This window comes from Sphaerochaeta sp. S2, assembly GCF_016406725.1.
Classification (GTDB): Bacteria; Spirochaetota; Spirochaetia; order Sphaerochaetales; family Sphaerochaetaceae; genus Sphaerochaeta.
Window position 1 is genome coordinate 1 of the sequence record NZ_JAEKNT010000509.1, and the last position, 1,012, is coordinate 1,012.

A 1,012-nucleotide genomic window follows, 5' to 3' on the forward strand; every position below is an offset into this window, starting at 1 on the left:
ATCATCAAGAGACCAAATTCCGCACTATCGGTGGTAGCTGGCAAGACACCGAAGACCTTCCCATCACTAATGATGGCAACCCGATCGCAGATTGCTCTCAACTCTTCTAATTCACTAGATATCATCACAATTGTCGTTCCACTTTCCTCATTGTATTTTCTGAGAGCTTTCAGAACCAGAGATTTAGCCCCAATATCGATACCTCGCGTAGGTTCAGATACAAAGAGTAGTTTTGGGCCTACTGCGAAGGCTTTTGCAAGACAGACTTTCTGTTGGTTTCCCCCAGAAAGTTCTTTCGCTCTTTGCTTGGTACTGGTACAACGGATTTCAAGTTGCTGTACATAGGATTCAGTTTCCTCCTCGATAGCAACTTGGTCACGCCATTTAAGTAAGCCTCCTAGATACTGTTTCAAATACTTCTCCTGAATCTGCATAGCAGTAAAGGAGATGTTCCATTCCAAGCTCTCGTCGAGGAGCAAGCCTACTCCCCGTCGGTCTTCACTTACAAAAGCCATTCCAGCATCCAGGAAGTGCCTGGGATTGTTTAGTGCAATCTCTTTACCTTCGAAAATGACTTTGCCCCCAGCAGGAAAGAGACCCATGGCTCCGTTGGGAATACCAAGTTTCCCTTGTCCAGCCATACCTCCAATCCCTAGGATTTCTCCCTTATGGATATCCAAGGATACATCCCTAACAATTTCACCAGGCATATCCACCCAGAGGTTCTGAAGGGAGAGCAACACAGGGGTGTTTTCGTAATCAAATCCTCTCGATTCTCTCTTTGAACTACCCACATCGCGGCCTACCATCCAACGAGCGATGTCAGCAATTACAATACCTTGAGAAGGTACTGTCTTGATAATCTGACCATCACGCATAACCATGATTGTGTTACAAACGTCAATGATTTCCTGTAAACGGTGGCTGATAAAGATGATGGAAATGCCACTTTCACTCAATAGCCGCATTGCCTTAAGCAGACTGTCTGCTTCCTGTTCCGATAGTACTGCCG

At 45.7% G+C, this 1,012-nt stretch carries 1 protein-coding gene; it reads right to left on the reverse strand.

Features of this window, described 5'->3' with window-relative positions; translation table 11 throughout:
• Positions 1–1,012 (reverse strand): ATP-binding cassette domain-containing protein (locus JF818_RS14900; RefSeq protein WP_198892787.1); only part of this gene is annotated, 1,012 nt, incomplete at both ends.